The sequence below is a fragment of the Streptomyces sp. NPDC007095 genome (assembly GCF_040634475.1).
Classification (GTDB): Bacteria; Actinomycetota; Actinomycetes; order Streptomycetales; family Streptomycetaceae; genus Streptomyces.
This window is the reverse complement of the sequence record NZ_JBEYFS010000083.1, coordinates 19,843-44,588: the sequence shown is the minus strand read 5'-3', so window position 1 is coordinate 44,588 and position 24,746 is coordinate 19,843. Positions and strand designations below refer to the sequence as shown.

Annotated in this window: 26 protein-coding genes; 11 read left to right on the top strand and 15 right to left on the bottom strand. The window is 69.3% G+C overall.

Annotation, left to right across the window (positions count from 1 at the left end; translation table 11 throughout):
• Positions 1 to 38 precede the first annotated feature (38 nt).
• A complete protein-coding gene (locus ABZ656_RS27045; RefSeq protein ID WP_101407545.1) occupies positions 39 to 236 on the bottom strand; it encodes a hypothetical protein in 198 nt (65 codons plus the stop codon).
• 122 nt (positions 237 to 358) lie between these two features.
• Here ABZ656_RS27045 and ABZ656_RS27040 point away from each other — a divergent pair, with 122 nt between their 5' ends.
• The 4 genes from ABZ656_RS27040 to ABZ656_RS27025 all read left to right on the top strand — a co-directional run bounded on the left by ABZ656_RS27040 (position 359) and on the right by ABZ656_RS27025 (position 2,862).
• Positions 359 to 820 (top strand): excalibur calcium-binding domain-containing protein, encoded by a 462-nt coding sequence (locus ABZ656_RS27040; RefSeq protein ID WP_101407546.1) that lies wholly within the window; start codon positions 359 to 361, stop codon positions 818 to 820.
• Between the two features lie 930 nt (positions 821 to 1,750).
• The gene (locus tag ABZ656_RS27035; protein WP_095856185.1) at positions 1,751 to 1,972 is read left to right on the top strand and encodes a hypothetical protein; all 222 of its coding nucleotides are present in this window, start codon (positions 1,751 to 1,753) and stop codon (positions 1,970 to 1,972) included.
• Positions 1,973 to 2,062: 90 nt separating this feature from the next.
• Positions 2,063 to 2,380, top strand: a complete 318-nt coding sequence (locus tag ABZ656_RS27030; protein ID WP_101407547.1) for a hypothetical protein — start codon at positions 2,063 to 2,065, stop codon at positions 2,378 to 2,380.
• Between the two features lie 263 nt (positions 2,381 to 2,643).
• Positions 2,644 to 2,862 carry a hypothetical protein gene (locus ABZ656_RS27025; RefSeq protein WP_360271041.1) on the top strand — a complete coding sequence of 73 codons (219 nt, stop codon included), beginning with the start codon at positions 2,644 to 2,646 and terminating at the stop codon, positions 2,860 to 2,862.
• Positions 2,863 to 3,460: 598 nt separating this feature from the next.
• On the opposite strand, the gene ABZ656_RS27020 is transcribed toward ABZ656_RS27025, so the two are convergent.
• On the bottom strand, positions 3,461 to 4,003 hold the full coding sequence (locus tag ABZ656_RS27020) for a hypothetical protein (protein ID WP_360271039.1): 543 nt from the start codon (positions 4,001 to 4,003) through the stop codon (positions 3,461 to 3,463).
• Positions 4,004 to 4,192: 189 nt separating this feature from the next.
• Here ABZ656_RS27020 and ABZ656_RS27015 point away from each other — a divergent pair, with 189 nt between their 5' ends.
• A complete protein-coding gene (locus ABZ656_RS27015) occupies positions 4,193 to 4,420 on the top strand; it encodes a hypothetical protein (RefSeq protein WP_360271037.1) in 228 nt (75 codons plus the stop codon).
• A 34-nt stretch (positions 4,421 to 4,454) separates the two neighbouring features.
• On the opposite strand, the gene ABZ656_RS27010 is transcribed toward ABZ656_RS27015, so the two are convergent.
• From ABZ656_RS27010 to ABZ656_RS27000, 3 genes are read right to left on the bottom strand one after another with little or no spacing between them, the layout of a single operon-like run.
• The gene (locus ABZ656_RS27010) at positions 4,455 to 5,384 is read right to left on the bottom strand and encodes a carbohydrate ABC transporter permease (protein WP_101407550.1); all 930 of its coding nucleotides are present in this window, start codon (positions 5,382 to 5,384) and stop codon (positions 4,455 to 4,457) included.
• Entirely contained in the window at positions 5,381 to 6,295 is a 915-nt protein-coding gene (locus tag ABZ656_RS27005) for a sugar ABC transporter permease (RefSeq protein WP_101407551.1), read from the bottom strand. Before ABZ656_RS27005 ends, ABZ656_RS27010 begins: the two co-directional genes overlap by 4 nt.
• A 20-nt stretch (positions 6,296 to 6,315) precedes the next feature.
• A complete protein-coding gene (locus ABZ656_RS27000; RefSeq protein WP_101407552.1) occupies positions 6,316 to 7,584 on the bottom strand; it encodes an ABC transporter substrate-binding protein in 1,269 nt (422 codons plus the stop codon).
• A 267-nt stretch (positions 7,585 to 7,851) separates the two neighbouring features.
• Between ABZ656_RS27000 and ABZ656_RS26995 the strand changes: the two genes are divergently transcribed.
• Positions 7,852 to 9,882, top strand: a complete 2,031-nt coding sequence (locus tag ABZ656_RS26995; RefSeq protein ID WP_360271035.1) for an NPCBM/NEW2 domain-containing protein — start codon at positions 7,852 to 7,854, stop codon at positions 9,880 to 9,882.
• 258 nt (positions 9,883 to 10,140) lie between these two features.
• Here ABZ656_RS26995 and ABZ656_RS26990 read toward each other — a convergent pair whose 3' ends face one another.
• Entirely contained in the window at positions 10,141 to 11,100 is a 960-nt protein-coding gene (locus ABZ656_RS26990) for an ROK family protein (protein ID WP_101407554.1), read from the bottom strand.
• Between the two features lie 220 nt (positions 11,101 to 11,320).
• On the opposite strand from ABZ656_RS26990, the gene ABZ656_RS26985 reads away from it, so the two are divergent.
• Both ABZ656_RS26985 and ABZ656_RS26980 read left to right on the top strand, forming a co-directional pair.
• A complete protein-coding gene (locus ABZ656_RS26985; protein WP_101407555.1) occupies positions 11,321 to 12,385 on the top strand; it encodes a LacI family DNA-binding transcriptional regulator in 1,065 nt (354 codons plus the stop codon).
• A 3-nt stretch (positions 12,386 to 12,388) separates the two neighbouring features.
• Positions 12,389 to 13,135: a hypothetical protein gene (locus ABZ656_RS26980; RefSeq protein WP_360271032.1), complete on the top strand. Its 747-nt coding sequence runs from the start codon at positions 12,389 to 12,391 to the stop codon at positions 13,133 to 13,135.
• Positions 13,136 to 13,235: 100 nt separating this feature from the next.
• Here ABZ656_RS26980 and ABZ656_RS26975 read toward each other — a convergent pair whose 3' ends face one another.
• Complete coding sequence (locus tag ABZ656_RS26975) at positions 13,236 to 14,540, bottom strand: aldolase/citrate lyase family protein (protein WP_360271030.1); 1,305 nt, start codon at positions 14,538 to 14,540, stop codon at positions 13,236 to 13,238.
• A 182-nt stretch (positions 14,541 to 14,722) separates the two neighbouring features.
• On the opposite strand from ABZ656_RS26975, the gene ABZ656_RS26970 reads away from it, so the two are divergent.
• On the top strand, positions 14,723 to 15,613 hold the full coding sequence (locus ABZ656_RS26970) for an endonuclease/exonuclease/phosphatase family protein (protein WP_101407558.1): 891 nt from the start codon (positions 14,723 to 14,725) through the stop codon (positions 15,611 to 15,613).
• Between the two features lie 62 nt (positions 15,614 to 15,675).
• On the opposite strand, the gene ABZ656_RS26965 is transcribed toward ABZ656_RS26970, so the two are convergent.
• The 4 genes from ABZ656_RS26965 to ABZ656_RS26950 all read right to left on the bottom strand — a co-directional run bounded on the left by ABZ656_RS26965 (position 15,676) and on the right by ABZ656_RS26950 (position 18,869).
• Entirely contained in the window at positions 15,676 to 16,638 is a 963-nt protein-coding gene (locus tag ABZ656_RS26965; protein ID WP_360271028.1) for an electron transfer flavoprotein subunit alpha/FixB family protein, read from the bottom strand.
• 75 nt (positions 16,639 to 16,713) lie between these two features.
• On the bottom strand, positions 16,714 to 17,499 hold the full coding sequence (locus ABZ656_RS26960; protein WP_054228809.1) for an electron transfer flavoprotein subunit beta/FixA family protein: 786 nt from the start codon (positions 17,497 to 17,499) through the stop codon (positions 16,714 to 16,716).
• A gap of 219 nt (positions 17,500 to 17,718) precedes the next feature.
• A complete protein-coding gene (locus tag ABZ656_RS26955) occupies positions 17,719 to 18,249 on the bottom strand; it encodes a flavin reductase family protein (protein ID WP_101407559.1) in 531 nt (176 codons plus the stop codon).
• 206 nt (positions 18,250 to 18,455) lie between these two features.
• The gene (locus tag ABZ656_RS26950; RefSeq protein WP_101408443.1) at positions 18,456 to 18,869 is read right to left on the bottom strand and encodes a thioredoxin family protein; all 414 of its coding nucleotides are present in this window, start codon (positions 18,867 to 18,869) and stop codon (positions 18,456 to 18,458) included.
• A gap of 75 nt (positions 18,870 to 18,944) precedes the next feature.
• On the opposite strand from ABZ656_RS26950, the gene ABZ656_RS26945 reads away from it, so the two are divergent.
• Entirely contained in the window at positions 18,945 to 19,361 is a 417-nt protein-coding gene (locus tag ABZ656_RS26945; protein ID WP_101407560.1) for a DUF4395 domain-containing protein, read from the top strand.
• Positions 19,362 to 19,546: 185 nt separating this feature from the next.
• The gene (locus ABZ656_RS26940; RefSeq protein WP_075025534.1) at positions 19,547 to 20,275 is read left to right on the top strand and encodes a lysophospholipid acyltransferase family protein; all 729 of its coding nucleotides are present in this window, start codon (positions 19,547 to 19,549) and stop codon (positions 20,273 to 20,275) included.
• A 128-nt stretch (positions 20,276 to 20,403) separates the two neighbouring features.
• Here the strand turns inward: ABZ656_RS26940 and ABZ656_RS26935 are convergent, their stop codons facing one another.
• The 4 genes from ABZ656_RS26935 to ABZ656_RS26920 form a co-directional block, all read right to left on the bottom strand.
• Complete coding sequence (locus tag ABZ656_RS26935) at positions 20,404 to 20,976, bottom strand: transglutaminase domain-containing protein (protein ID WP_360271024.1); 573 nt, start codon at positions 20,974 to 20,976, stop codon at positions 20,404 to 20,406.
• 84 nt (positions 20,977 to 21,060) lie between these two features.
• Positions 21,061 to 22,134, bottom strand: a complete 1,074-nt coding sequence (locus tag ABZ656_RS26930) for a low specificity L-threonine aldolase (RefSeq protein ID WP_101407562.1) — start codon at positions 22,132 to 22,134, stop codon at positions 21,061 to 21,063.
• Entirely contained in the window at positions 22,131 to 22,889 is a 759-nt protein-coding gene (locus ABZ656_RS26925; protein WP_101407563.1) for an SDR family NAD(P)-dependent oxidoreductase, read from the bottom strand. Before ABZ656_RS26925 ends, ABZ656_RS26930 begins: the two co-directional genes overlap by 4 nt.
• A 35-nt stretch (positions 22,890 to 22,924) precedes the next feature.
• Entirely contained in the window at positions 22,925 to 24,322 is a 1,398-nt protein-coding gene (locus ABZ656_RS26920) for a DUF6421 family protein (protein WP_360271022.1), read from the bottom strand.
• Between the last annotated feature and the right edge of the window lie 424 nt (positions 24,323 to 24,746).

Below are 24,746 nucleotides of genomic sequence, written 5' to 3'. Positions count from 1 at the left end.
CGCGGGGAGCACCGGCGCCGCGTGTCCGTCCCCGCGCCTCAGCGGTTCCGGCCGCCGAGCGCGGTGTCGTCCACGGCCAGGCTCTCGCTGCTGAGCGTGTGGTCGAGGCTGCTGAGCGTGTCCTTGACGGGCAGGTCACCCGGGGACTCGCCGTCGACGGCGTGGGACGGGGTGATCGCCGCGACGACGAACCCGGTGGCGAGGGAGGCGATGGCCAGCATGCTGCGCTTCTTCATGCCCGGTTCAACTCCGAACACGACGAGGAGTCACGGGTGGGTCACACAACTCCCGCTCCTCCCCTTCCGGCACATCATCGGCACTACCGTCATCCCACTCGAAACACCCCAGGGGGGACGACATGACCAACCCTTACACGGCACCACCCACCGGATCGGCCCGCACCGCCCCGGGCTGGGCCCGCAAGCGCTACGTACTGCCCGCGCTGGCCGTGGCCCTCTTCATCGGCGTCGGCATCGGCAACAGCGGCGGGGACACCACCGAGTCCGCCGCGGCGAAGCCTGGTCCGACCACCACCGTCACCGCCACGGCGACCGCGACCGCGACGCGGACGGCCACGGAGACGGTCACGGCGACGCCCGCCGCGACCGTGACCGTGCGGAGCACGACGACCGTGCGCGCGACGGTCACCGCGCAGCCCGCCGTCGCGGGCGGTGGCGGCAGCGACGACAGCGGCGGGGGCTCCGTGTACTACGAGAACTGCGCCGCGGCCCGAGCGGCGGGCGCCGCGCCCGTCCACGTCGGAGACCCCGGCTACGGCCGCCACCTCGACCGCGACGGGGACGGCGTCGGCTGCGAGTGACGCGCGGATGAGCCCTTGGTGGAGCCCCGTGTCATCGATCGGGCCCCTTCCTCGCGTCTCATGTCCTCTATGGCGACGACGCGGTCGCCGCGGCGCTGCCTGCGGCAGACCTGCCTGACCGGCCGGGAAGGCTTCTGACAGCAGCGAGCCCCGCACCGGGCGCTGTTCCGGGCGGGGCATCAGCAACAACCCGACTGGATCGTTGGGATGTTGACGACCATGCTACGGGCGGCCACTGACAGCGCGGGCTGGCTACGCCGCCGAGCCACCAGCCACGGACGATCCACTCGGCCCGGCCACTCCGTCGCTCGTCCCGCGATGCCACGGCAGCGATGCAGACGAAAGCGGTCAGGACGGGCCTGACAGACACCACAGCCTCAGGGACTCGGACCCGACCCGGTGCCCCGCTTTGACGGGGTACCCGCACCCGCGGCTCCCTGAGCAGTCATGGTGTGCGGGTCTGGGTGGTGGGCCGTGGTTCCCTCCGGCCCGATGCTCTCGTCCGACATGAACACGACCAGTTCAACGGCCTTCGCCGTCGCCAGTGGCATCAGCCGCAGCTCCTCGTCGAGCACCGGGATCAGATCACGGTGCCCTTGGTCAGTTCGTAGCCCTTCCCGATCTCTCCCTGGGTGACTTCGCGCTCCTCGATCTCGCAGACTTCCGGACGCGGATGCGGGCCATGTCGTCGAGGTGGGCCTGGTGGAAGTGGACCGAGTGGTCCGCGGTGGTGCTCACCACGTGAATCGGCACCGTGACCAGGCCGAACGACACGGCACCTGACCAGACGGTTCGGGGCATGACGACCTGCGCGACGTGCCCCGAGAAGGTCAGCCTACGAGCGCCCACGCCGTCCGGCACGCGTGGCGCGAGGCGCTCTGAGCCCGCGGTCCGGATGCGCATCCGGGCCAGCCGGGTGAGCCTGAAACCATGTCCGGAGAGCTGCACGTGATTGTGTACCCACCATCCCCGACCGACGGCAGCCGACAGGTGCGCGTCAACGGAGAGCTGCTCACCGCACACTCACTGCGCGACCTGGCCGCCTTCCTCCGCTACGCCGGGCTGGAAGGGATCGACGAGGTTGATGTAGCCAACTCAAGGGTGATCGAGTGGCACGGCGGCGGGCCTGAAGCATGGTCGCCACCGACATGACGCGCGTGACGCGGCGAACACCGTCGACCCTCACCCGGCTGCCCGGAAAGGCCGTACCGGTGACCGCGGGCCGTGGAAGAGTCTGCCGTCATGACCGCAGTCCAGTTCTCCTTCGCCGCAGCCCCGGACGGATGGCGGGTGGCGATCAAGTGCCCCGACGACAAGACGATCATGGTCATGCCGATCGTGGGCTGGGCGACCCCGGCCGACGGCATGCGGCGGACTGAGCACAACCTGGCCGTCGAGCCCGTCATCCTCTTCGACAACGTCGACGAGCCGATCATCACAACCCTCGCCGACACCCTCCACGACTGGACCGAGGGCGAAACGCTGCACCAGATCATCGCCCCCGGCTTCGAAGTCCGCGAAGTCCCCGACGGGTGGTCAGTGCAGGAGTACGGCGACTGACCCCACGCACAACGCACGGGCGCCCGCCTCAACGGGGGCGAGCCGGACGCAAGGCCAGCGTGGCACGGGGTGAGTCAGGAGCTGGGCCGGTACCGGTCGGCGATTCCGCCGACCGGCTCTCCACGGCGTCGGCGTGGGAGGCGTTGCGCCCACCCACGTTGCGGCGATCCGCGTCGCTGCCGTGGCCGTACCGGGGCGAGCCGTACCGTTCCTCAGCGCCCAGCAAGTACCACGAGCCCATCGGCACCTGAGGAGACCCGCGGATGACGCAACGCCAGGCACTTGAGCAGTCCATCCGGTCTCTGGGCGGCGCGTGGGACACCTGGAGGGCGGTCACCGCGCTTCGGGATGCCGGGTACGGGTCGGGCGAGCGCAGGCAGCAGGAAAAGCGAGCCCGGCAGGTTCTGCGGGACATTGCCGAAACGGGTCTCATCGTCAAGGCCGACCCTGGCAGTGCGACGTATCGCGTCGTCGAGCGGTAGCCGCTCACGCATGCAGTACCCCGTCCTCGATGAGAGCGGGGCGCAGGCATGTTCGGGGCCGTGCGGCGCCACGGGCTTCAACTCCCGCTACGCTCCCGCCGCACGAGTACCCCTTGGGGCGACATCGCCACCTTCTCTACAGCCGCCCTGAGCGCGGTCGCGACGGCCGGCGCGTGGCTGGCCGCACCGTCGGCGAGGACCCGCGGACACTGTCGCGCGCATCGAACAGGACCGGTGGCACGCCGACCTGCTCCCCCCAGTTCCAGATCACCATCGAGCGCGCGGAGGGCGACCGGGCCGCGCTCAGCGTGCGCCTCGTCGGCCCCCTGCCGCTGTGTCATCTGGACGAGATCCGCCTGAAGGTCGGCCCCAGCGACGACATGTCCCGCACCGTCACCCTCGCCGGCGGACCATCCCAGGAGCAGGTCGACGCGCAAGTGGGGGCATTTGCGGCCGACTTCGGCGGCCCACAGTTCGCGTCCGCTTGCGCCGCAGGTGGGCCAGATGTGGTCACCGAGGGAGGGGTGGTCGTGCGCGGCGGCGGCCCACTCCGTCCATCGGGGCGGGCCTTGCACATGCCGTCACGGCGTCCCGCGCCTCAGTCGAGGTCGGCCGCTGCCGCCTTGTACTCGCCGGCCTGCTTCGGCGTCAGGTAGTGCGACACCCGCACCAGCGTCGTGCCCTGTACGTAGTCGTACTCCGAGAGCGCCGGCATCGCCTTGGTGACCGCCTGGATGTACTCGGCGCGGGCTTTGGCGTCCGAGGGGCTGGCGAAGGACTCGATGGCGCCGCCGCGGTCGACGTCTCCCTGGTCGGTGCCGCTGACGTCGTCGGGGGAGATCCGGCTGTCGGAGAAGGTGACCTTCGACGTGTACTGACTGGGGCGGCCGAGCAGGTGGTTGGGGTCGTTCTCGGCGGTGACGGTGCCGCTGAGCTTCGCCGAGCTGACGGTGGCGGAGATCTTGTCGAACGCGGTGCCGGCGGTCAGCGGCTTGCTCGCGGTGTCCTGCTTCGTGGTGGAGCTGTGCTTCGCGGCGGCCGGGCTCGCGGGCGTTCCGCTGCTGTCCGCCTTGGTGTTGCTGCAGGCCGCGAGGGTGGCGATGAGGAGGGCGGCGGCCGTGATGGTGACGGTTTGCTTCATCGCGCGATCATGGCGCCCGTGTGTATCTTTTGGAACTTCTGTGTCCGAGTTGTGATGAGGCATCCAAGGCGCTGTCCTGACGTTTGTGAGTGGCCCAGGCGGCGCAACCCGGACTGGGAGTGAACTGTTGCGGTCTTGTTGTCGGAGGGCGGCTGCTTGTCGTCGCCGGTGAGGTCGCTCCTGAGCGTCATGGCGGCGATTGCGAGCGCGAGCACCGCAACGACGTGTCCCCCGAAGGCGATTCAGCCGGCGTTGCCGGCCCGCTTCGATGCCGTCCGGGGTTACCTCTCGAACATCTTCGAGTACGCCAGCGAGGACGAGAACATCACCAGGAATCCCTGCAGAGCGACGCCCGTCGGCGCGCCGAAGCCGTCCGAGAAGCCGGATTCTCCGGTCGCGTCAACGGGGCGTCAGTGACTGCCTGACGCCCCGTAAATCCGCAGGTCAGGGCCTAACCCTTGGTGGACCCCAGTGTCAGGCCCGCGACGAAGTGCCGTTGCAGGAGCAGGAAGACCAGGATCGTGGGGAGGGCGACGAGGACGGAGCCCGCGGCCAGCAGGTTGTAGTCGGTGAAGAACTGGCCGCGCAGGTTGTTGAGGGATGACGTGATCGGGAGCTTGTCGGGGTTGGAGATGAAGATCAGGGCCCAGAGGAAGTCGTTGTAGACCCAGGTGAACTCGAGGGTGCCGAGGGCCGCGAGGGCGGGGCGGCACAGCGGGAGGGTGATGCGCCAGAACTGGGTCCACACACCCGCGCCGTCGACGATGGCGGCCTCGAGGATCTCCTGCGGCAGCGTCCTCATGAAATTGGCCAGCACGAAGACACAGAAGCCCATCTGGAAGCCGATGTTGACGATGATGACGGCCCAGTAGGAGTCGTACATCGTCAGCGAGTCGGACATCCACCACGGCAGCGGGATCTTGTTGAACAGGACGTACAGCGGGGTGACGATGACCTGCTGGGGCAGCAGGTTGCCCGCGGTGAAGAACATCAGCAGAACGAGGCCCCCGCGCAGCTTCAGCCGGGACACGGCGAAGGCGACGAACGAGGCGAGGAAGAGGGTCACCAGGACGGCGGGCACGGCGATGAGCAGGGTGTTGGTGAAGTACTTGCCCATGCCGGATTCGCTGTAGGCGCGACGGTAGTACTCGAAGGACAGGTGCTTCGGGAAGGAGAAGTAGCCGTTCTGCGCCGTCTCCTCGTAGGGCCGCAGCGAGGCGTAGACGGCGAGCAGGAGCGGCGCGAGGAAGGCGAGCGAGACGCCCATCAGGAAGATGTGGACGCCGAAGCGGCCGGGGCGCGGCCTCCGGCGGGGAGCGGGCGTCGGCTCCGGCGCGGGTGCCGGGCGCACGGGGGCGCCGGTGCGGATGTCGGCGGTCATCGTTCGCGCGCACCTCGCAGCTCTTGGACCAGGAACGTCACGATGAACCCCAGGGAGACGGTGAGCAGGACGACCGCGATGGCGGAGCCGAATCCGATGCGGCTGGCTTCCCCGATGATGTTGTCGGTGATCAGGACGGAGAGCAGTTCCAGGCCGTTGCGGCCCTTGTTGACCGCGTAGACGATGTCGAACGCGCGCAGCGCCTCGATGACGGTGATGACACCGACGATCACGTTGACCGGGCGCAGCGTCGGGAAGACGACGCGGAAGAAGGTCTGGCGGGCGTTCGCGCCGTCGATCGCGGCGGCTTCCTTCAGCTGCGGGTCGACGGACTTGAGTCCGGCGAGGTAGAGGATCATGACGTAACCCGTGTGCCGCCAGCTCGCCGCGATCATCATCATCCAGATGTTGAGGTGCGCGTCACCGAGCCAGTCGATCGGGTTCTCGTGGTTGTTGAGGATCGTGTTGACCACGCCCTGGTCGGTGCCGAGGATCAGCTGCGCGATGAAGCCGACGATGGCGAGCGAGAGCACGACCGGCAGGTAGATGACGGACTGGTAGAAGCGGCTGAAGCGCACTCCGCGGTCGATGAGCACCGCGAGGAACAGTCCGAACGGGGTGGCGATCAGGCCGAGGAAGAGCAGCCACAGGACGTTGTGCCGGACGGCGGGCCAGAACGCCGGGTAGTTCTCGAACACGTTCTTGTAGTTGTCGCCGCCCACCCAGTGGATGTCGCCGACGCCGTCCCAGGAGGTGAAGGAGAGCCCGATGGACGCGAGGGTCGGGCCCCAGACGATGACGATGTCGAGCAGGACGGGTATGCCGAGGAGCACGCCGAGGACGACGGCGTCGCGGCGGGAGAACCGCCGCAGCCTCCGTCGTCCGGCGCGCCGTGGGATGTTGAGCGCCACGGAACGTCTTCCCCCAGTGATCAGCCGACGGGCGACGAGAAGATGGTCTTCTTCTGTCGTTCGATGCTGTTGCAGAGACCGTCGACGTCCTTCGGGTTGCCGATGAAGTCCTGGATCGCCTTGATCATCACGGTCGAGGCGAAGTCCGGACGGGTGTCGCGGTCCATGAACTGCGAGATCTGCTTGGCGCCCGAGACGAGCTGGGCCGACTTCTTCTGCAGGGCGCTGTACTTGGTGGTGTCCGCGCCGTCGTTGACGGCCACGTTGTTGGGGTCGAGAGCGAGGTAGGTGTTCTCGGCGGTGGGAGTGCCTAGCCATTTCAGAAGGGCTTTGGCGCCGTCGAGGTTCTTCGACTTCTTGGCGACCAGGAAGCCGTCGATGGGTGCTTCCACGGCGTCCTGCGCGTACTGCGGGTCGATCTCGGGGAAGGCGAAGAAGTCGATGTCGTCGCGTTCGTTCTCGGGGAACTGGGTGCCCGGGTGCGGCATTCCGAAGACCGCCATCCCCGTCTTGCGCTGCTGCAGGCTCTGCCCGGCCTCCTCCCAGGTCCGGCCGAGGGCGCCCTTCTGGTAGTAGGGCATGACCTCGCGCCAGGTGTCGAAGACGTTCTTCACCTTGGCGTCGGTCCATGCCTCCGTGCCGGCCATCAGGGACTTGTGGAAGTCGTATCCGTTCAGGCGCATGTTGATGTAGTCGAAAGTGCCCATCGCGGGCCAGCCGTCCTTGTCGCAGAAGGCGACGGGCGTCCCGTCCTTCGACATCTGCTTGGCCAGGGCGATGAAGTCGTCCCAGGTCTTGGGCTGTTGGTAGCCCTTGGACTGGAAGAGGCTCTTGCGGTGGAAAACGGCCCACGGATAGTAGTAGTAGGGCACGAAGTACTGCTTGCCGGAGTGCGTGGACTGCTCCTTCAGGGCGTCGGAGAAGCCGGTGAAGCCGCTCCACACGTCGCTGATCTCGTGCAGGAGCCCCTTCTCCGCGAAGTACTGCATGCGATACCCCGCGAACCACATGAAGACGTCGTCGGGCGTGCCCTGGAGATAGCGGTTGATGTTCTCCTGGAAGTCGTTGTGGTCCTTGGTGTTGACCTTGACCTTCTTGCCGGACTTCTTCTCGTACGCCGAGAAGGCCGCCGCGTACGCCTTCTTGGGGACCGGGTCCGAGGCGTTGGAACCCACGGTGACTTCGTTCTTGTTTCCGCCGGGCCCGTTGCCGCAGGCGGACAGCAGGGCGGGGAGCGTGAGCGTGCCGGCCCCGACGGCCGCACCACGCAAGAGATTTCGCCGGGACATCCGATGACCTGACGTGCCTTCGGGCACGACGATCCCCTTCAACGATGACTGTGCCATGTCCCCCTCCTCGGGGTGCCACCCAACACAACCGAACGCGAGGCTTGGATCTCACTCCCATGTCGGAGACTCGTCAAGGGTTCCGGCGAGATATCGAACAACCGTTACCACTTCTCTTCCAACAGAGTTGGACAGGTCCTACCGTAAGCGCGCACCCTTGTCGCGGACATGCAGTCATCCTATCTTTCGCGAGTTCGGAGGAACGTAACGATGCGTCACCTTCCCACCCGCACAACCCGCCGAAGAGTGGTCGGAGCACTCGCGACGGCCCTGTTGTGTACGACCGGTCTGACCGCCCCGGAGGCCCTGGCCGCCCCCGCCCCCACCGAAGCCCCAGCGTCCCCCGCCCTGGCGGACGGCCTCGCGCTCACCCCTCCGATGGGTTTCAACAACTGGAACTCCACGCACTGCCGGGCCGAGTTCAACGAGAGCATGGTCAAGGGGATCGCGGACCTCTTCGTGGAGAAGGGGCTCAAAGACGCCGGGTACCAGTACGTCAATCTGGACGACTGCTGGGCCCTGCCGTCCCGGGACGCCGACGGCAAGCTGGTGCCCGACCCCGTGCGCTTCCCGAACGGGATCAAAGCGGTCGCCGACTATGTGCACGCCAAGGGGCTCAAGCTCGGCATCTACACCAGCGCGGGCACGAAGACGTGCGACAGCGTCGGGTTCCCGGGCGCCCTCGGCCACGAGTACAGCGACGCCCAGCAGTTCGCGGACTGGGGCGTCGACTACCTCAAGTACGACAACTGCAACAACCAGGGCGTGGACGCCAAGCTGCGCTACACGACCATGCGGGACGCGCTGAAGGCGACGGGGCGGCCCATCGTCTACAGCCTCTGCGAATGGGGCCAGAACAAGCCCTGGGAGTGGGCCTCGGACGTCGGACATCTGTGGCGAACGACCGGTGACATCAACGACAGCTGGGGCTCGATGCTGTCGATCCTCAAGCAGAACCTGCCCCTCGCCCCGCACGCGGGTCCCGGTCACTGGAACGACCCGGACATGCTGGAGGTCGGCAACGGCGGCATGACCGACACCGAGTACCGCTCGCACTTCTCGATGTGGTCGGTCATGGCGGCTCCGCTGCTCATCGGCTCGGATCTGCGCAAGGCGTCGCCCGCCACCTTCGACATCCTCGACAACAAGGAAGTCATCGCGGTCGACCAGGACCCACTGGGCAACCAGGGCACCGTGCTCTCCTCCGAGGGCGGACGCTGGGTCGTCACCAAGGCAATGAAGGACGGCAGCCGGACGGTGGCACTGTTCAACGAGACCGGCAGCGCCCAGCACATCGCCACGACCGCGGCCGCCGTAGGGCTGCCGGCCGCCCACGGCTACACCCTGCGCGACCTGTGGCAGCACCGGAGCTACAACACCGCCGGCGTCATCTCCGCGACCGTCCCCGCGCACGGCACGGTCCTCGTCCGCGTCTCGGCCGACCGCCACTGGGACGAAAACCCGCCCGCCGTCGAACTCGGCCTGGACGGCAGCCCGTTGGTAGAGGCGGGCAATCCGGTCGCCCTGACGTCGGCGGTGACCGACCTCGGCCGTACGCCCGCGCGGCGCGTCTCGGTGGCGCTGAGCGGCCCGACGGGCTGGAAGGTCGCGGCTGCCTCACCGACCACGGCGGGCACGGTACGCACGGGACACTCCCTGCGTACGAAGTGGCGGGTCACCGCGCCCGAGGGCACGGCCACGGGATCGTACGACCTGACGCTCAAGGCCACGTACCGCTCACCGACCGGCATACGCGCCGAGAGGGTGCTCCCGCTCACGGTGTCGATCGTCGTCGCTCCCCCTTCGGGCGTCTCCTATCTCGGCGACCTGCCGTGGCTGTCGACGGCCAATGGATTCGGCCCTGTTGAGCGCAACACCAGCAACGGGGAGAGCGCCGCGGGCGACGGTCATCCGATCACTCTCGGCGGAGTCGTATACGCCAAGGGACTCGGTGCGCACGCCCCGAGCGCCATCGAGTACTACACCGGCAAGCGGTGCCGGACCGTCACCGCGGATGTCGGCGTCGACGACGAGAAGGGCGCCAAGGGCACCGTCGCGTTCGAGATCTGGGCGGATGGCACGAAGGTTGCCTCGACCGGGGTCCTCACCAACGCCATGCCGGCCCAGCCGGTCTCGGCCGACGTGACCGGCGCCCAGGTGGTTCGCCTCGTCGTCACCGACGGCGGCGACGGCGTCGACTCGGACCACGCGGACTGGGCGGATGCCCGACTGACCTGCTGATCCGTGCGCCGGGCCGGGGGCCTGCGCCGGCTCGGCAGCGGGCGACGACCCGGCCGATCACCCCCTTCTCGGTCGTCGGCCCGACCAGGGCCGGGCCGACCGCGCCCGGGGGACCGGCCCCAGGCAAGCTTCCCGCAGGGGGTGTCGGTCCCGGACCGCGGGCCCGGTCAACCGGCTTGATCCGCGACCGCGCTCCCGCTCACCCCCGGCGGGCCGCCCCAGGCCCCGACGGGTACCAGCCGCGGGCCGGGGCGGCGCTCAGCCCGCGACCCGCTCCGCGGTCGTGCTCGGCTGCCTGCTGAGCGCGGCCGCCGCCGCGCCGACGAGACCGGCGTCCGTGCCCATCAGCGCGGGCGCCACGGTCAGCCGCTGTACGAAGGACAGGGTGGCGTAGTCGGCCAGCGCCTTGCGGAGCGGCTCGAAGAGCACGTCCCCGGCCTTGCCCACTCCCCCGCCGATGACGGCGATGTCGATCTCGACGAGGGTCGCGGTCGCCGCGATGCCCGCCGCCAGCGCCTTCGCCGCGCGTTCGAACGAGGCCACCGCCACCGGGTCGCCCTCGCGCGCGGCGGCGGCCACCGCGGCGGCCGAGGTGTCACCGTCGGGCCCCGGCCGCCAGCCGCCCTCCAGCGCCCGCCGTGCGATGTTCGGACCGCTCGCGATGCGCTCCACGCAGCCGCGCGAACCGCACGGGCAGGGGTCACCGTCGAGGTCCACGCTGATGTGCCCGATGTGGCCCGCGTTGCCCGTGGGACCGGGGTGGAGCTGACCGTTCAGGACCAGCCCACCGCCGACACCCGTCGAGACCACCATGCACAGGGCGTTGTCATGGCCGCGCGCCGCACCCTGCCAGTGCTCGGCGGCCGTGATGGCCACCCCGTCGCCGATCAGCTCGACCGGCAGGCCCCCGGTCGCCGCACGGACCCGCTCGACGAGCGGGTAGTCGCGCCAGCCCGCCACGTTCACCGGACTCACCGTGCCCGCGGAGGCGTCCACCGGCCCCGCGCTGCCGATGCCGACGGTCCCCGTCCGGCTCCACAGCGGTGACCCGGTCAGCTCGCCGAGCACCTCCTCGACGGCCCCCATCACGGTGTCGCCGTCCTCCTGCGCGGGCGTCGCGCGCTGCGCGCGCAGAAGAATGCTGCCGCGGCCGTCCACCAGCGCTCCGGCGATCTTGGTGCCGCCGATGTCGAGCGCGGCCACGAGGTCGGTGTGCATCAGTGTCAGTTCTCCCGGTGAACCTGGTGAAAGGGGCAGACCGGTCTCGCGATGGAGGGCGCAGGCCGGAGAATGCGGTGGACAGTGTCTCCCGCATCTGACAACGTTGTCCAGGCTCTATGCTCGACGCCACATCCTCATACAACCCCATGGACCGACGCACCCCCGTGGACAACAGGACCCGTGGCCGACAGGGACCGCCGCGTGGACGACGGGAACCATGGACGACAGGACAGGACAGCTCATCGTGGCAGAGACCGCCCGCCGATCCGAGAACCGCTACGGCAACCGTCCGACCATGAAGGACGTGGCGGCACGAGCCGGGGTGGGCCTCAAGACGGTCTCGCGGGTCGTCAACGGTGAGCCCGGAGTCACTCCGGACACCGAGCGCCGCGTCCAGGAGGCCATCGACGCGCTCGGCTTCCGCCGCAACGACAGCGCCCGGGTGCTGCGCAAGGGCCGCACCGCGAGCATCGGCCTCGTCCTGGAGGACCTCGCCGACCCGTTCTACGGCCCCCTCAGCCGCGCGGTCGAGGAGGTGGCCCGCGCCCACGGCGCGCTGCTCATCAACGGCTCCAGCGCCGAGGACCCGGACCGCGAACAGGAGCTGGTTCTCGCCCTGTGCGCGCGCCGGGTGGACGGGCTGGTGATCATCCCGGCCGGTGACGACCACCGCTATCTGGAGCCCGAGATCAAGGCGGGCGTCGCCACGGTGTTCGTGGACCGCCCGGCGGGACAGATCGACGCCGACGTGGTGCTGTCCGACAGCTTCGGCGGGGCCCGTGACGGCGTCGCCCACCTGATCGCCCACGGCCACCGCCGGATCGGTTTCATCGGCGACATGCCGCGTATCCACACCGCCGCCGAACGGCTGCGCGGCTACCGGGCGGCCATGGAAGATGCGGGCATACCCGTCGAGGACGACTGGATGTCCCTGGGCGTCACCGACCCGCAGCGGGTTCGGAAGGCGGCCGAGGACATGTTGTCCGGCCCCTCCCCCGTCACCGCGGTCTTCGCCGGCAACAACCGCGTCACCGTCACGGTCGTCCGTGTCATCGCCGAGCGCGGCCGTCCGGTCGCCCTCGTCGGCTTCGACGACATCGAGCTCGCCGACCTTCTCGAACCCGGCGTCACCGTCGTCGCCCAGGACGCCGCCGCCCTCGGCCGCACCGCCGCCGAGCGCCTCTTCCGCCAGCTGGACGGCACTCTCATCACCCCGGAACGCATCGAACTCCCGACCCGTCTGATCACCCGCGGCTCGGGCGAACTGCCGCCCGTGGACTGAGCCGTGGCCGAGCCGGACCCGTGCACCCTCGAAGCGCTCGGCCTCGCCGAGGCGCCCCGCGAGCACCCGCTGAGCTACCCGGGCGCCCGGCCCGAGGAGTCCGTACTCCTCGACGGGGACCGGCTGTTGCCGCTCACGCGCAGGGTGTACGAGGACCGCGTCCCGGTCCTCGCGGTCGGCTCCAACGCCTGCCCTGCCCAACTCCGGCACAAGATGGCGCGGTCCGGGGTGTCGGGCACGATCCCGATGGTGAAGACGCGGGTCTGCGGCCTCGGGGTCGGCGTCTCGGCCCATGTGAGTCCGATGGGGTACGTGTCCGCGTCGCCGTTCCACGCGCCGGGCGCCGTCGGTGAGTTGTTCCTCACGTGGCTGGACGCGGCGCAGCTCGCGGTGGTGGACGCGAGTGAGGGCGTTCCGGTGGCCGAGGGGGCGTACGACCGGGCGTCGCTGTCCGCCTCCGACGTACGGATCGAGCTGGACTCCGGTGAACTCCTGCCGGGCGCCTACGTGTACGTCAACCGCCGCGGAGTGCTCCACAACGGCTCCGGAGCACCTCGCCCGCACCCCGGCGAGCGCCCGCTGCTCGCCTCGCTGCTCGCCGGGTCGGCGCGGCTGCGGGAGCTTTTCGGGCAGACGCCGGAGGAGTTCTGCGCCCGGGCGCGCGGGGACGCCGCGCTCTGCGCACGGGGAACCGAGCTGTTGGCCGCGGAGGGGCTCACCATGGCTTCGGGGCTCGAGAGACACGCGTAGACGGTCCGTCGTCACAGTGCGGGCCCTGTGTGTGGCTGGTCGCGCCCAAGCGGCGGAGCCGCACAGTGTCACAGCCCCGCGACCCTGAAGGCAGGGGGTCTCACTTCCCCGAGATGGTCAGATCGCCTCGCCTCGGCAGGGCAAAACCCTCCAGGTCGGCCCTCGTCAGACCCGTCACCCTCGCCACCTCCGCGATGTCCAGGGCACCGCAGTCCAGGCCGCGCAGGAGGTAGCCGCTGAGGGCCTTGGCGGTGGCGGGCTCGTCCATGACGTCGCCGTCGGTGTGGCTGGCGTAGCGGGCGAGGCGGGCGGCGGCCTGTTCGAAGCCCTCGCGGTAGAAGGCGAAGACGGCGGCGTAGCGGGTCGAGATGTGGCCGGGGTGCATGTCCCAGCCCTGGTAGTAGGCGCGGGCCAGGGCGCGGCGGGTGAGGCCGTAGTGGAGGCGCCAGGCGTCGTGGACCTTCTCGGTGGGGCCGATCGGCAGGACGTTGGTGGAGCCGTCCGAGACGCGTACGCCGGTGCCCGCGGCCGCGACCTGCATGATCGCCTTGGCATGGTCGGCGGCCGGGTGGTCGCTGGCCTGGTAGGCGGCGCTGACGCCGAGGCAGGCGCTGTAGTCGAAGGTGCCGTAGTGCAGTCCGGTGGCGCGGCCCTCGGCGGCCTGGATCATCCGGGCGACGGTCGCGGTGCCGTCGGTCGCGAGGATGGACTGGCTGGTCTCGATCTGGATCTCGAAGCCGATGCGGCCGGGCTCCAGACCGCGCGCCTTCTCGAACTCCTCCAGGAGCCGGACCATCGCGGTGACCTGCTCGGCGTACGTCACCTTGGGCAGCGTCAGCACGAGGCCCGCGGGCAGGCCTCCCGACTCCATCAGGCCCGTCAGGAAGATGTCGAGCGTGCGGATGCCCCGGTCTCGTACCGGCGCCTCCATGGACTTCATGCGGATGCCCATGTACGGGGCGGCCGTGCCGTTCTCGTACGCCTCGGCGATCAGGCGGGCCGCGCGGGCCGCCGCCTCGTCCTCCTCGGCGTCCGGGCGCGGGCCGTAGCCGTCCTCGAAGTCGACCCGCAGGTCCTCGACGGGCTCGCGCTCCAGCTTGGCGCGTACGCGGTCGTACACGGGTTGGGCGAGGTCGTCGGTGAGACCGAGGACGGCGGCGAAGGACGCGGCGTCGGGGGCGTGCTCGTCGAGGGCGGCGAGGGCCCGGTCGCCCCAGGAGCGGATGGTGTCGGCGGCGAACACGTCGCCGGGGACGTACACGGTGTGGACGGGCTGCCGGGTGCCGGGGTCTCCGGGGTAACGCCGCGCCAGTTCGGCGTCGACCGGGGCGAGGGAGGCGCTGATCTCCTCGCTGACGGCTCCCGCGAGGCTCGTCGCCACGTTCTCCTGCTGGCCCTGACCCATCCCACACCCTCCAGTTTTCCGCTCCACGGAATCAATAATCCGTAGAGCGAAGTTATCCATGGTGTTTACCGATGGTCAACACCTGTCCACGGCATGGTCCGTCATGTGCACTCCTGCCCCACGCCTTCTTTCGCGTCGCGGGACACACCCCTCATGCTGGCCCCGAGGGGAGGGGATCACACATGTCGAACACCCGCAGAGTGACGCGACGCATGGGTCTGCGGACGGTGGTGGCCGCCGCGGTCGCCGCACCCCTGCTCACCACGGCGTCCGCCTCCGCCAGCCGGCGTGGCGGCCACCGTCTGGAGATCATGACGTTCAACCTGCGCTTCGCGAGCACCGCCGAGCCCGACAGCTGGGCCGCGCGCCGCCCTGTGATGCGCGCGCTGTTGCGCCGGGAGTCGCCCCACGTCATCGGCACCCAGGAGGGCATCTACCAGCAACTGCGTGACATCGATTCCGACCTCGGACCGCACTACGACTGGATCGGCACGGGCCGCAAGGGCGGCAGCCATGACGAGGCGGTGGCGATCTTCTTCGACACCCGACGGCTGGCCCCGGTCGAGCACGACAGCTTCTGGCTCTCCGACACCCCCGAGCTGATCGGCTCGAACACCTGGGGCGCCGCCTTCCCGCGCATCGTCACCTGGGTCCGCTTCCGCGACCTGCGGGACGCACGGGAGTTCTATGTGCTCAACACCCATCTGGACCACGCGAGCCAGTACGCACGCATGCGTGCCGCGAGTCTGATGTCCGAACGCATCGCCCGCTTCGACCGCGCTCTGCCGCTCGTCGTGACCGGCGACTTCAATGCCGTCGCCCACCAGAACCCGGTGTACGAAGCGATGCTGGGCACCGGGCTCGTCGACACCTGGGACGCGGCGGCCGAGCGCGGCACGCTCTACGGGACCTTCCACGGCTACCAGCCGTTGACGCCGGACGGCGACCGTATCGACTGGATCCTGGTCGGCCCCGGGGTGACCGTGCACCGGGCGGCCGTCAACACCTTCGCGGTGGACGGTCAGTTCCCCAGTGACCATCTGCCCGTGCAGACCTGGCTGAGCCTGGCATGAGCGAGGCCCCCGTGACCGCTCGCGCGGTCACGGGGGCCTCGTACAGCCGGAGCCGGACTCGATCAGCCCTTGCGGGTCTTGATCTCCTCGGTGAGCTGCGGGACGACCTCGAAGAGGTCGCCGACCACGCCGTAGTCGACCAGGTCGAAGATCGGGGCCTCGGCGTCCTTGTTGATCGCCACGATCGTCTTCGACGTCTGCATACCGGCGCGGTGCTGGATCGCGCCGGAGATGCCGGAGGCGATGTACAGCTGCGGCGAGACGGACTTACCGGTCTGGCCGACCTGATTGGTGTGCGGGTACCAGCCGGCGTCCACCGCGGCACGCGAGGCACCCACGGCCGCGCCGAGGGAGTCGGCGAGCGCCTCGATGATCGGGAAGTTCTCGGCGCCGTTGACGCCACGGCCGCCGGAGACCACGATCGCGGCCTCGGTCAGCTCGGGGCGGCCGGTCGACTCGCGCGGGGTACGCGCGGTGACCTTGGTGCCGGTGGCCTTCTCGGAGAAGGAGACCGCGAGGGCCTCGACGGCGCCCGCGGCCGGGGCGGCCTCCACGGCGGCCGAGTTCGGCTTGACCGTGATGACCGGGGTGCCCTTGGCGACACGGGACTTGGTGGTGAAGGAGGCGGCGAACGCGGACTGCGTGGCCACCGGGCCCTCGTCACCGGCCTCCAGGTCGGTCGCGTCGGTGATGATGCCGGAGCCGATGCGGACCGCGAGGCGGGCCGCGATCTCCTTGCCCTCGGCGGAGGACGGCACGAGCACGGCGGCCGGGGAGACGGCCTCGTACGCGGCCTGGAGCGCGTCCACCTTCGGGACGACCAGGTAGTCGGCGTACTCGGCGGCGTCGTGCGTGAGGACCTTGACCGCGCCGTGCTCGGCGAGCGCGGGGGCGGTGGCCTCGGCGCCGGAGCCGAGGGCGACGGCGACGGGCTCGCCGATGCGGCGGGCCAGCGTCAGCAGCTCCAGGGTGGGCTTGCGGACGGCGCCGTCCACGTGGTCGACGTAGACGAGAACTTCAGCCATGGGACTTCTTCTCTCCTGCTTACGAAAGTTGAGGGGCGGTCAGCGAGTGGAGGTTCAGCGAGCCTCGAACGGGCCTTAGATGAACTTCTGGCCCGCGAGGAACTCGGCGAGCTGCTTGCCGCCCTCGCCCTCGTCCTTGACGATCGTGCCGGCCGTGCGCGCCGGGCGCTCGGTCGCGGAGTCGACCTTGGTCCAGGCACCCTCGAGACCGACCTCGTCCGCCTCGATCTCCAGGTCCTCCAGGTCCCAGGACTCCACCGGCTTCTTCTTGGCGGCCATGATGCCCTTGAAGGAGGGGTAGCGCGCCTCACCCGACTGGTCGGTCACCGACACGACCGCCGGGAGGGAGGCCTCCAGCTGCTCGGAGGCGCTGTCACCGTCACGGCGGCCCTTGACGACGCCGTCCTCGACGGAGACCTCGGAGAGCAACGTGACCTGCGGTACGCCCAGGCGCTCGGCCAGCAGGGCGGGGACGATACCGGCGGTGCCGTCGGTCGAGGCCATGCCGGAGATGACCAGGTCGTAGCCGGCCTTCTCGATCGCCTTGGCGAGCACCAGCGACGTACCGATCGCGTCGGTGCCGTGCAGGTCGTCGTCCTCGACGTGGATGGCCTTGTCCGCGCCCATGGAAAGCGCCTTGCGCAGCGCGTCCTTGGCGTCCTCGGGGCCGACGGTCAGCACGGTGATCTCGGCGTCGTCCGCTTCGTCGGCGATCTGCAGCGCCTGCTCCACCGCGTATTCGTCGAGCTCCGAGAGCAGACCGTCCACGTCGTCACGGTCCACGGTCAGGTCATCGGCGAAGTGCCGGTCGCCAGTGGCGTCGGGCACGTACTTCACAGTGACAACGATCCTCAAGCTCACGCCGGCTCTCCTACTGCATCGTCATTTCTGGGCTGCCTTCTTTCAGGCAGCATAGGCGCCTGAAGCGGCCGATCCCGGTCGGGGCGGCCCGCGCTCCGAACGAAATATTACTCGTCAGTACACCCAGTTCCTGCCCACTAAGCAAGCGCTTTGAAGTGTGACCTTGGCAACGCTGCGTAACCGACGAGTAGGACTCACCGGTAGGACCGGCGAGTAGCTTCAGTCGCGCAGGCCGTTGAAGCGTCCCTGGTGGTACAGCAGCGGGCGGCCCGCGCCCGACGGATCACCGAGGACGACCTCGGCCAGCACGATGCGATGATCCCCGGCCGGCACCCGCGTCACGACCCGGCAGACGAGCCAGGCCAGTACGCCGTCGAGGACGGGAACACCTTCCGGGCCCTTGCGCCAACGGGTGGGCGCGCCGAAGCGGTCGGCGCCGCTGCGGGCGAAGGTGGCGGCGAGTTCCTGCTGGTGCTCGCCGAGTATGTGGATGCCGACATGGTCGGACTCGGAGATCGCGGGCCAGCTGGAGGCGCCGACCCCGATGCCGAAGGAGACGATCGGGGGCTCGGCGGAGACCGAGCTGAGCGAGGTGGCGGTGAAGCCCACGGGGCCCGAGCCGCCCTGCGCCGTGATCACGGCGACACCGGCCGCGTGCTGCCGGAAGACGGAGCGCAGGAGGTCGGGTGAGGCGGGTTGCGCATCGGGAGAGGCGAGCCGAAAAGTGTCCAGGTCGGGCGTGGCCGTCATGGAGTCGTCCTTCTGCGAGTGGTGACGAGCAGGTCCGTAGGTGCTCAACAGACCGGACAGCGCGCACTCGCGGTGCGGGCCAGGTCCACGTGGACACGCTCGAAGAGAAGGAGTTCCGGGGGCATACGGTCAGGTTGACGATAGGTGGTGCGTGCAGTCAAGTACGTCCGGCCATCTGCGAGATGCCTCACCATGATCGCCACGGGTCAGACGGCCTCTCCCAGCGCCGCGATCACATCCGCCTTGCGCGGCTGTCCGGTCGCGCGCCGCACGATCCGTCCGTCGGCGTCGAGGACGAGCACGGTGGGGGTCTTGAGGATCTCGAGTGCGCGGACGAGTTCGAGGCGGTCCTCGGCGTCGATCTCCACGTGGTGCACACCCGGGACCATTCCGGCCACCTCGGTGAGCACCCGCCGGGTGGCCCGGCAGGGAGCGCAGAAAGCGCTGGAGAACTGGACGAGCGTGGCCCGTTCACCGAGCTCCTCCCCCAACTCCGCCGCGCCGAGCCGCTTTCCGCCGTCACGCCCGCGCACTCTCACCCTCCCGTTCCGCCGCCGTTGCAGCACTCCGAACGCACTCGCCGCCGCGAGCACCACCACGCACACCACAAGTCCGGTCATCTCCAGCACAAGCATTCACGAGACCGCAAAGATTCCCGGGTCCATGAACCGCCCTTCATACGGAATGCTTGATTCATGGACATTGACGCAAGAGGGCCGCGGTTCGGTGCGGCCGTGACGACCGTCGTACTGGCGGCCGTTCTGACCACCGGCAGCACCTGGCTGCTGGCCTGGCAGGTACTGGCGTTCGCACTGGGCGCCTCGGGCGGCGTGGCGCGCTCTCCTTACGGCTGGCTGTTCCGGAAGGTCGTACGCCCCCGCCTCGGGCCGCCGGCACAGTTCGAGTCGCCTCAGCCGCCGCAGTTCGCGCAGGCCGTCGGGCTCGTGTTCGCCGTGGTCGGGCTGATCGGTTTCACGGCGGGGCCCGACTGGCTGGGGTTCGCCGCGACCGGCTGCGCGCTGGCGGCCGCGTTCCTCAACGCGGCGTTCGGGTACTGCCTGGGCTGCGAGATGTACCTGCTCGTACGTCGGGTGACGGTACGCGCCCGGTGACGGTGAGTTAGAAGGCCGAGGTCGTTCAGGGGACAAGTGACGAGGATCTCGCCGCATCGCGGCACCAGGACTGGCCACTCGTCCGTTCTTCGGGCACGATCTGCGCAATGCCGTAAACCTACGGCTGCGTAACTTTCCCGCCGGGAGACCCCTTCCCGAGCAGAGAGAAAGGGTCCACCCCGTCCATGGCAGAGCTTGTCTACCGTCCTGTCGTCGGTCTCGCCCAAGTGTTGTTCAAGGCCTGGGACCTCAAGATCGACTGCAAGGGATCGGAGAACATTCCGCGCTCGGGCGGCGCCGTGCTGGTCAGTAACCACATCAGTTATCTGGACTTCATCTTCGACGGTCTGGCCACCCTGCCGCAGAAGCGCCTGGTGCGTTTCATGGCGAAGGAGTCGGTCTTCCGGCACAAGATCTCCGGTCCGCTGATGCGGGGCATGAAGCACATCCCGGTGGACCGCAAGCAGGGCGAGACGGCGTATCAGCACGCGCTGGATTCACTGCGGTCCGGCGAGATCGTCGGCGTCTTTCCCGAAGCGACCATCTCCCAGTCCTTCACCCTGAAGAGCTTCAAGTCGGGTGCCGCGCGCATGGCCCAGGAGGCCGGCGTGCCGCTGATCCCGATGGCCCTGTGGGGCACCCAGCGGCTGTGGACCAAGGGCCACCCGCGCAACTTCAAGCGCAGCCACACCCCGATCACCATCCGGGTCGGCGAACCGGTGGAGGCGCCGCAGGACCAGTACGCGGGCGCCATCACCCGGCGGCTGCGCGAGCGCGTCCAGGAGCTCCTGGAGGCCGCGCAGCGTGCCTATCCGGTCCGCCCCAAGGGCCCGGACGACACCTGGTGGATGCCCGCACACCTCGGCGGCACGGCGCCGACCCCCGAAGAGGTCAAGGCGGCCGAGGCCCGCTGAATCGTCACGCCGGGGCGTGGACGGTGCTCCACCCCCCGGGGCCGAACGTCTCCAGGAGTTCGGCGAGTTCGGCCCCGTCGCACTGCACCGCCCCGCCCCGCCCGCGTCCGGGTGATGGGCGGCCGGTCTCAGAGTGCGCTGGGGAGCGTCTTCCAGAGGTACGGCCGGTCGGGGGCGGCCTTGAGGGCGCTCAGCACGACCGGGTGAGGTTCGGCGTACAGGACCGGATAGTCCAACTCATCGAATTCGGGATCGGGCGTGAAGGCCAGTCGCTCGCCGTCCAGGGAGAACTGGGCGTCCACGCCCGGCTTGTTGCCGCGGGGGTCCTGCCGGTGCCAGGCGCCGTTGAACCGTACGGCGACGAGACCGTGCACCTCGTCGAACTTCTGGTAGCAGAACGCCGTCGGGATGTCCTCGGCCCGCAACAGCGCGGCCAGGGCGTGGGCCTTGGCGTAGCAGATGCCGGTGCGCCGCTCCAGCACGTCGGAGGCACGCCAGGTGACCCGAAGATCGCCGGAGTCCTGCGAGTGCGGGATGGTGTCGCGCACGAATTCGAAAGCCGCCCGCGCATAGGCATACGAGTCGAGGACCCCCTCGGCCAGCCGCGCGGCCGTCTCCCGTACGAACGGATGGTGATGGTCGATGACCTCGTCGGCGGCCAAGTAGGCAGACAGGTCGGCAGTGTCCTGGATCAGCTCCATGCCCGGAGAGCATAGGAATGCGGCCACCCGAGAGTCAATGACTTTTCAGGTGACCGCATATCTATGCAGACACTGGCGCTCGGGTCACGAGTGAGCCATCTCCTCCTTGAGTGCCGCCACGAACCCGTCGACGTCGTCCTCGGTCGTGTCGAAGGAGCACATCCAGCGGACGTCGCCCGCCGCCTCGTCCCAGAAGTAGAAGCGGTAGTGCTTCTGGAGCCGCTCGCTCACGTCGTGCGGGAGACGCGCGAAGACGGCGTTGGCCTGGACCGGGTGGAGGATCTCCACGCCGTGCACCGCGCGCACGCCCTCGGCCAGCCGCTGGGCCATCTGGTTGGAATGGCGGGCGTTGCGCAGCCACAGGTCCTTGGCGAGCAGCGCCTCCAACTGCACGGAGACGAATCGCATCTTGGAGGCGAGCTGCATGGACAGCTTGCGCAGGTGCTTCATGTGACTGACCGCGTCCTGATTGAGGACGACGACAGCCTCGCCGTACAGCGCGCCGTTCTTCGTCCCGCCGAGACTCAGGAGGTCGACGCCGACCGCGTTGGTGAACGTGCGCATGGGCACGTCCAGGGAGGCGGCCGCGTTGGCTATCCGGGACCCGTCCAGGTGCACCTTCATGCCGTGCGCGTGGGCGTGGTCGCAGATCGCGCGGATCTCGTCGGGCGTGTAGAGGGTGCCCAGTTCGGTGCTCTGGGTGATCGAGACGACCTGCGGCATCGCGCGGTGCTCGTCGTCCCAGCCGTAGGCCTGACGGTCGATCAGCTCGGGGGTGAGCTTGCCGTCGGGCGTGGGCACGGTGAGCAGCTTGAGGCCGCCCATGCGCTCGGGGGCGCCGCCCTCGTCGACGTTGATGTGCGCGCTCTCCGCGCAGATCACCGCGCCCCAGCGGTCGGTGACCGCCTGGAGCGCGACCACGTTCGCGCCGGTCCCGTTGAAGACCGGGAAGGCCTCGGCGGTGGCGCCGAAGTGGCTGCGGATGATCTGCTGGAGGTTCGCCGTGTAGTCGTCCTCGCCGTACGCGACCTGGTGCCCGCCGTTGGCCAGGGCCACGGCGGCGAGCACCTCGGGGTGGGCCCCCGCGTAGTTGTCGCTGGCGAAGCCGCGGACGGACGGGTCGTGGTGACGCCGGGCGTCGGTCTTCGCAGGGTTCACGGCTTCTCGGTCAGCCACAGACGGTTTCCGTTCACTTCACCGGCGGGCTGCGACCAGACGCCGGCGATGGCCTCGGCCAGATCCTCGACGTCCGTGAAGCCCGCGAACTTCGCGTTCGGGCGCTCGGCGCGCATCGCGTCGTGCACCAGTGCCTTGACCACCAGGATGGCAGCCGCGGAAGTCGGCCCCTGCTCGCCCCCGGCCTTGCGGAAGTAGTCCGCCATGGCCAGCGTCCACGCCTCCGCGGCGGCCTTGGCGGCGGCGTATGCGGCGTTGCCCGCGGTGGGCTTGCTCGCGCCCGCGGCGCTGATCAGGAGGTAGCGGCCACGGTCGCTGCGCTGCAACGCCTCGTGGAACGCGAGGGAGGTGTTCTGCACCGTGCGGATGAGCAGCAGCTCCAGGAAGTCCCAGTCGTCGAGGCTCGTCCTGGTGAAGGTCTCGCTGCCCCGCCAGCCGCCGACCAGGTGGACCAGGCCGTCGACGTGGCCGAAGTCCTTCTCGACGCGGATGGCCCAGTCACGGGTCGACTGGAGGTCGAGCAGGTCGACCGTGTCGCCGATGACGGTGGCACCGCCGTGCCCGTAGCGGGCCGCGTCCACGGCCTCCGCGAGCCGCTCGGGATCGTTGTCCGATCCGATGACGGTCGCGCCCGCGTCGGCGAGCCGGGCCAGCGTCGCGCGCCCGGCGGGTCCACCCGCTCCGGCGACCGCGATCACCGCGCCGCTGAGAGGTCCGTTGCCGTTTCCGTGTGACATCGCCTTCGCCTCCTGAACATCCCCGGTACGAGCGCTCACGCGGCGGCCCGCTGGGCGCTCGTCGCGGTGATGCCCTTGGTGGAGGCGATCACGTTCTTCAGTTTCTTGGAGAGCGCCTCATAGAACATGCTCAGCGGAAACTCGTCCGGAAGCACGTCGTCGACGAGCTTACGGGGCGGCTGGGTCAGATCGAGGGCGTCCGGGCCCTTGGCCCAGCGGGAGCCGGGGTGCGGGGCGAGATAGGTGGACACGAGCTCGTACGCCTTGAACCAGTGGACGAGCTTGGGGCGGTCGATGCCGGCCCGGTAGAGGTCCTCGATCACGGCGCACAGCTGGTTGGTGATCTGCGGGGCGCGCTGCCAGTCGATGTGCAGCTTGTTGTCGGTCCAGCGGACGACGTCGTGCTGGTGCAGGTAGGCGAAGAGGAGCTGGCCACCGAGACCGTCGTAGTTGCGGACACGGTCGCCGGTGACGGGGAAGCGGAACATCCGGTCGAAGAGCACCGCGTACTGCACGTCACGACCGTGCTGGTGGCCCTCGGCCTCCAGCTTCACGGCCTCCTTGAACGCGGTGAGGTCGCAGCGCAGCTCCTCGAGGCCGTACATCCAGAACGGCTGGCGCTGCTTGATCATGAACGGGTCGAACGGCAGGTCGCCGTGGCTGTGGGTGCGGTCGTGGACCATGTCCCACAGCACGAAGGCCTGCTCGCAGCGCTCCTGGTCGTGGACCATCGCGGCGATGTCCTCGGGCAGCTGAAGGCCCAGGACGTCCACGGCGGCGTCGGTGACGGCGCGGAAGCGGGCGGCCTCGCGGTCGCAGAAGATGCCGCCCCAGGAGAATCGTTCCGGCGCCTCGCGCACGGCGATCGTCTCCGGGAAGAGGACGGCCGAGTTGGTGTCGTAGCCCGCCGTGAAGTCCTCGAAGGTGATGCCGCAGAACAGCGGGTTGTCGTAGCGGGTGCGCTCCAGCTCGGCCAGCCAGTCCGGCCAGACCATGCGCAGCACGACCGCCTCGAAGTTGCGGTCCGGGTTGCCGTTCTGCGTGTACATCGGGAAGACGACCAGGTGCTGGAGGCCGTTCTCGCGGTGCGCGGCGGGCTGGAAGGCCAGCAGCGAGTCCAGGAAGTCGGGCACCTGGAAGCCACCGTCGGACCAGCGGCGCAGGTCCTTCACGAGTGCCTCGTGGTACTCGGCGTCATGCGGGAGCAGCGGGGCGAGCTGCTCGATGGCGTCTACGGCACGGCGTACGGCCAGATCGGCATCGGCCGTGTCCGGGGCACCCTCGGCCTCGAAGTCGATCGACCCGTCCTTGGACTGCCAGGGCCGGATCTCCTCCACGGCATCCTTGAGCACGGGCCAAGCCGGGTGCTCCACCACCCTGCCCACGGGAGGAACCCGCTCCTCCACACCCACTGGCACAAGAATTTCCGTCATCTCTCACCCTCCACGGGAGAACCTCGCGTATGCACACCGTATGTATATGAGGTTCCTTCCCGCAAGGGGAGACTCGATAGATTATCCTGCACCACCCCAACTTCACCGCTCTTTTTCCTGCCGAATGCCGTGGAGGCGACTACTTCCGCTAAGCGGCGCCGGACACACGGGCATCCGCGGGAAGCGCAGGGAAGTGGCAGGAGCAACGACCCCGGGGCGCTCGGGGTCAACCGCCAGAGGACTCGCCCACGCGCGGGTGGCGCGCCCCGGCGGCAACGGCCCGCTCTCCCCTTGCGGCAGACACGCCCTGCCTGGCGTACGAGCGGGTACATCGCGCGGCGGGACGATTAGGCTGCGGCCTTGCGCGTGGGTGCCGCCGAGACCACGCGCGAGCCGAGCCGCCGTCGACGGAAGCGAGTCGAAT

What these genes read in the sequence shown, in the direction of transcription:
- ABZ656_RS26920 (WP_360271022.1), bottom strand. Translation starts at nt 24,322, where the DNA reads ATGACGGAAATTCTTGTGCCAGTGGGTGTGGAGGAGCGGGTTCCTCCC.
- ABZ656_RS26950 (WP_101408443.1), bottom strand. Translation starts at nt 18,869, where the DNA reads ATGACCGGACTTGTGGTGTGCGTGGTGGTGCTCGCGGCGGCGAGTGCG.
- ABZ656_RS27025 (WP_360271041.1), top strand. Translation starts at nt 2,644, where the DNA reads ATGACGCAACGCCAGGCACTTGAGCAGTCCATCCGGTCTCTGGGCGGC.
- ABZ656_RS26945 (WP_101407560.1), top strand. Translation starts at nt 18,945, where the DNA reads ATGGACATTGACGCAAGAGGGCCGCGGTTCGGTGCGGCCGTGACGACC.
- ABZ656_RS27010 (WP_101407550.1), bottom strand. Translation starts at nt 5,384, where the DNA reads ATGACCGCCGACATCCGCACCGGCGCCCCCGTGCGCCCGGCACCCGCG.
- ABZ656_RS26990 (WP_101407554.1), bottom strand. Translation starts at nt 11,100, where the DNA reads ATGCACACCGACCTCGTGGCCGCGCTCGACATCGGCGGCACCAAGATC.
- ABZ656_RS27020 (WP_360271039.1), bottom strand. Translation starts at nt 4,003, where the DNA reads ATGAAGCAAACCGTCACCATCACGGCCGCCGCCCTCCTCATCGCCACC.
- ABZ656_RS27000 (WP_101407552.1), bottom strand. Translation starts at nt 7,584, where the DNA reads ATGTCCCGGCGAAATCTCTTGCGTGGTGCGGCCGTCGGGGCCGGCACG.
- ABZ656_RS26965 (WP_360271028.1), bottom strand. Translation starts at nt 16,638, where the DNA reads ATGGCTGAAGTTCTCGTCTACGTCGACCACGTGGACGGCGCCGTCCGC.
- ABZ656_RS26940 (WP_075025534.1), top strand. Translation starts at nt 19,547, where the DNA reads ATGGCAGAGCTTGTCTACCGTCCTGTCGTCGGTCTCGCCCAAGTGTTG.
- ABZ656_RS27045 (WP_101407545.1), bottom strand. Translation starts at nt 236, where the DNA reads ATGAAGAAGCGCAGCATGCTGGCCATCGCCTCCCTCGCCACCGGGTTC.
- ABZ656_RS26985 (WP_101407555.1), top strand. Translation starts at nt 11,321, where the DNA reads ATGGACGACAGGACAGGACAGCTCATCGTGGCAGAGACCGCCCGCCGA.
- ABZ656_RS26975 (WP_360271030.1), bottom strand. Translation starts at nt 14,540, where the DNA reads ATGGGTCAGGGCCAGCAGGAGAACGTGGCGACGAGCCTCGCGGGAGCC.
- ABZ656_RS26925 (WP_101407563.1), bottom strand. Translation starts at nt 22,889, where the DNA reads ATGTCACACGGAAACGGCAACGGACCTCTCAGCGGCGCGGTGATCGCG.
- ABZ656_RS26995 (WP_360271035.1), top strand. Translation starts at nt 7,852, where the DNA reads ATGCGTCACCTTCCCACCCGCACAACCCGCCGAAGAGTGGTCGGAGCA.
- ABZ656_RS27030 (WP_101407547.1), top strand. Translation starts at nt 2,063, where the DNA reads ATGACCGCAGTCCAGTTCTCCTTCGCCGCAGCCCCGGACGGATGGCGG.
- ABZ656_RS27040 (WP_101407546.1), top strand. Translation starts at nt 359, where the DNA reads ATGACCAACCCTTACACGGCACCACCCACCGGATCGGCCCGCACCGCC.
- ABZ656_RS26935 (WP_360271024.1), bottom strand. Translation starts at nt 20,976, where the DNA reads ATGGAGCTGATCCAGGACACTGCCGACCTGTCTGCCTACTTGGCCGCC.
- ABZ656_RS27015 (WP_360271037.1), top strand. Translation starts at nt 4,193, where the DNA reads ATGGCGGCGATTGCGAGCGCGAGCACCGCAACGACGTGTCCCCCGAAG.
- ABZ656_RS26970 (WP_101407558.1), top strand. Translation starts at nt 14,723, where the DNA reads ATGTCGAACACCCGCAGAGTGACGCGACGCATGGGTCTGCGGACGGTG.
- ABZ656_RS27035 (WP_095856185.1), top strand. Translation starts at nt 1,751, where the DNA reads ATGTCCGGAGAGCTGCACGTGATTGTGTACCCACCATCCCCGACCGAC.
- ABZ656_RS26955 (WP_101407559.1), bottom strand. Translation starts at nt 18,249, where the DNA reads ATGACGGCCACGCCCGACCTGGACACTTTTCGGCTCGCCTCTCCCGAT.